A 3,769-nucleotide genomic window follows, 5' to 3' on the forward strand; every position below is an offset into this window, starting at 1 on the left:
ACAGCGTTTCGATCGTCGAGCAAGGGCCGATCCCAAACCCGATGGCCGCGTCGGGCGACCATCATCGCATCATCCGCCGCGCCTACCGCGCGGGGACCGGCTATGGCCGGCTGATCACCGAAGCCTACCAGGCCTGGGACGAGATGTGGGCCGATCTCGGCGAAAGCCACCTCGATCCCAGAGGATTTGTCTGCATTTCGCGCGAGCCGGGCGACGAGGCCGAGGAATATCGCGAGGGCCTGGAAGAAGGCAATTTTCCGTTCGAATTGCTGGAGCCCGATGCTGCGGTGAAGCGCTGGCCGTTCCTGGAAGCCGGGTCGTTCCGCTACGCCTATTTCTCAACCGAAGGCGGCGCCCTGCATTGCCGCAAGATCGCGTCCGGCCTGGCAAAGTGGCTGCGCGCCAACGGCGCCAATGTCTACGAAAATAGCAAGGTCGTCGAAGTCGACGCCGAAGCCGGCCACATCGTGCTCGAAAGCGGTGAGACCATGCAGGCCGACCGCATCGTTGTCGCCGCCGGCGCCTGGGTGCTGAAACTGTTTCCGGAGCTGGACGGCGAGCTGAAGACCTATCGAACCGCACTTGCCTATGTCGAACCGCCCGCCGATCTCGAGGCGGCCTGGCAGGCGGCACCGGTCGTCCTCGATGTCGGCGGCGCGATCGACGGCTATGTGATCCCGCCCTCCGGCGGCGCCGGCATGAAATTCGGGTCCGGGCGGCACAGGGTGCCGACCAGCGACGCCGATTGGAACCGTCAGCCGGTGGCGGGCGAGGGCGAGGCGATCCGCAACCTGTTTTCGCCGCCGATCGACCGCATCGAGGACTATCGTGTGACCGAGGTCGTCACCTGCGCCTACACTTTCACATCAGACGAAAAATTCATGGCGCATGAAAAGGGCAAATGCCTTGTTGTCTCGGCATGCTCCGGTCACGGCTACAAGTTCGGCGCGGCGGTCGGCAGGCGCGTTGCCGCTGCTGTCGGCGATGGGGATATTGCCGGCTTGAAGGCATGGCTGCGGGCGGAGGTCGCCTGAGCGCCGCCGGGGGTGACCTAATTCTGGCAATGCCTGGGAATATGCACCCGCCGCCAGCCCGATGAACCCTCGCGAACCAGCACACGACGCGCGACGGTCTGGTAGGAGGCGGGAACATCGATGATGCGCCTTTGCTCCGGCCGCACCAGCACCTCCTGGGCGATCCTGTCGTATTGTGCGGGGATGACCACGCGCCGCGTGCGTTCGGGCTGGATCACCACGGTTTTGGCGACACGTTCGTAGCGCGCCTTGTGCCAGACCTTGCACAGCACCTTGCGGCCATGGACGACGCGCCATTCCCAGGAATAGCCGCCGCCATCGATCCGGACCGTGCGGTAGACGGTGCGGGTGACGGCCGGCACGACCTGGTAGGTCACTTGCGCCGGAACGGTCATCACGACGCGCTCGCGCGTGCCATAGATAGGGGCGATATAGTCGACCTGCTGACCGGGCGGACTGATCATCACGTCTTCATAGACCGTGTCGTAGACGGCCGGACTGCGGACCGGCTCGTAACATTCGACGGCGCGGCCGCCGGCCTGACCATGCTCGGCACGATTTCGCAGACGGCGGCCGGCGATGGTGAAGCATGCGGTTTTCCCGGGCATGACACTTCCCCTGTTGAACTCTACGCATAAGTTCAACGTTGAATTGTAGAGGAAGCCGTCTCGGAAAAAAGCGGTTTCGGCGCATTTCGTTAAGTGACGCGGTTAAGAAACTGCTACCTTGCGCGGCCGGCCATGCGGCTCCGGACCCGCGGAAGCATCCGCCGCCCGCGAATCCTTGGTCAGAAAGCTTGATTCGACTTACCCAGATGGCTAGGAGGGGTCGGCCTTGCACAAGGATGAGCCGGCATCCTATTTACGGAATAACGATCCAGAACCGATTCTGCCCGATCTGCCGGCATTCCCGGCGCCGGAATCCCACCGCGAGATAAGAGATATCTGATGAAGAACCCCGTCGAAACCTACATGAACCTCGTTCCGATGGTGGTCGAACAGACCAATCGCGGCGAGCGGGCCTACGACATTTTCTCGCGCCTCCTCAAGGAGCGCATCATTTTCATCACCGGTCCGGTCGAGGACGGCATGGCGACGCTGGTCTGCGCGCAGCTTTTGTTCCTCGAAGCCGAGAATCCGAAGAAGGAAATCAACCTCTACATCAATTCGCCGGGCGGCGTCGTCACCTCGGGCATGGCGATCTACGACACCATGCAGTTCATCAAGCCGGCCGTGTCGACGCTCTGCATCGGCCAGGCGGCTTCGATGGGTTCGCTGCTCCTGACCGCCGGTCACAAGGACATGCGCTTTGCCACGCCGAACGCCCGCATCATGGTTCACCAGCCTTCCGGCGGCTTCCAGGGCCAGGCGTCCGACATCGAGCGCCATGCCCTGGATATCATCAAGCTGAAGCGTCGCCTCAACGAGGTCTACGTCAAGCACACCGGCAAGAGCTACGAAGAGATCGAGAAAACGCTCGACCGCGACCATTTCATGACCGCCGACGAAGCCAAGGATTTCGGCCTCATCGACAAGGTCATTTCGTCGCGCGAGGCGGCCGAAGGGGCGCTGGCATAAAGGCAAGTTGGCAGTTGGATGGCACCATCACGCGCTTTTGGCGCGTCTTGCGGCATTTCGGCCACAATTGGCTGTTCCCTCGGGGGACAGGATTGCCTACGTTAAGGCTATGTTGAGTTTCGGCGGCTTAGCTTTATGCGGGGTTGTCGCGAATCATTGCCACGTTTTCTGATTTGTGTTTCGTACGGAATGCGTTGCGGGAGCCGGGACACACTGGCGGCGGCGGATTCCCGCGATAGATAGAGTATGCGCCCTTTCAGCCAGACCATCGGCGGGCGGCCATGAAAGGACATGAAAATGAGCAAGGTCGGCAACAACAGCGGCGATTCCAAGAACACGCTTTACTGCTCGTTTTGCGGCAAAAGCCAGCACGAAGTGCGCAAGCTGATCGCCGGTCCGACGGTCTTCATCTGCGACGAGTGCGTCGAACTCTGCATGGACATCATCCGTGAAGAGAACAAGACCTCGATGGTGAAGTCGCGCGAAGGCGTGCCGACACCGCAGGAGATCCTCAAGGTTCTCGACGATTATGTCATCGGTCAGCCCTACGCCAAGCGCGTGCTGTCGGTGGCGGTCCACAACCACTACAAGCGCCTCGCACATGCCGGCAAGAACAACGATGTCGAGCTGGCGAAGTCCAACATCCTGCTGATCGGCCCGACCGGTTGCGGCAAGACGCTGCTCGCGCAGACGCTGGCCCGCATCATCGACGTGCCCTTCACCATGGCTGACGCGACGACGCTGACCGAAGCCGGCTATGTCGGCGAGGACGTCGAGAACATCATCCTGAAGCTGTTGCAATCGGCCGACTACAATGTCGAGCGCGCCCAGCGCGGCATCGTCTACATCGACGAGATCGACAAGATTTCGCGCAAGTCGGACAATCCCTCGATCACCCGCGACGTGTCGGGCGAGGGCGTGCAGCAGGCGCTCCTGAAGATCATGGAAGGCACCGTCGCCTCCGTGCCGCCGCAGGGCGGCAGGAAGCACCCGCAGCAGGAGTTCCTGCAGGTCGACACAGCCAACATCCTGTTCATCTGCGGCGGCGCCTTCGCCGGGCTGGACAAGATCATCTCGGATCGCGGCCGCAAGACCTCGATCGGTTTCGGCGCGGTCGTCGCTTCGCCCGAGGATCGCCGCACTGGCGATGTCTTCCGC

Annotated in this window: 4 protein-coding genes; 3 read left to right on the top strand and 1 reads right to left on the bottom strand. The window is 62.2% G+C overall.

The genetic code is table 11. From position 1 onward, the window contains the following. The coding region (locus tag EN893_RS23475; protein WP_128361808.1) for an FAD-dependent oxidoreductase at nucleotides 1–1,034 on the top strand (1,034 nt) is incomplete at its 5' end. A 17-nt stretch (nucleotides 1,035–1,051) separates the two neighbouring features. Here EN893_RS23475 and EN893_RS23480 read toward each other — a convergent pair. Further along, the gene (locus EN893_RS23480; RefSeq protein WP_128361809.1) at nucleotides 1,052–1,642 is read right to left on the bottom strand and encodes a hypothetical protein; all 591 of its coding nucleotides are present in this window, start codon (nucleotides 1,640–1,642) and stop codon (nucleotides 1,052–1,054) included. Nucleotides 1,643–1,981: 339 nt separating this feature from the next. Between EN893_RS23480 and clpP the strand changes: the two genes are divergently transcribed. After that, complete coding sequence (clpP, locus tag EN893_RS23485; RefSeq protein ID WP_013532191.1) at nucleotides 1,982–2,611, top strand: ATP-dependent Clp endopeptidase proteolytic subunit ClpP; 630 nt, start codon at nucleotides 1,982–1,984, stop codon at nucleotides 2,609–2,611. Nucleotides 2,612–2,908: 297 nt separating this feature from the next. Beyond that, on the top strand, nucleotides 2,909–3,769 hold an 861-nt coding region (gene clpX, locus EN893_RS23490), incomplete at its 3' end, for an ATP-dependent Clp protease ATP-binding subunit ClpX (protein WP_128361810.1).

The sequence above is a fragment of the Mesorhizobium sp. M7A.F.Ca.CA.004.04.2.1 genome (assembly GCF_004022825.1).
In the GTDB taxonomy this organism is placed as follows: domain Bacteria; phylum Pseudomonadota; class Alphaproteobacteria; order Rhizobiales; family Rhizobiaceae; genus Mesorhizobium.

Excerpts from the sequence above, each read along its gene's own strand:
- clpP (WP_013532191.1), top strand. The coding sequence starts at position 1,982 with ATGAAGAACCCCGTCGAAACCTACATGAACCTCGTTCCGATGGTGGTC.
- EN893_RS23480 (WP_128361809.1), bottom strand. The coding sequence starts at position 1,642 with ATGCCCGGGAAAACCGCATGCTTCACCATCGCCGGCCGCCGTCTGCGA.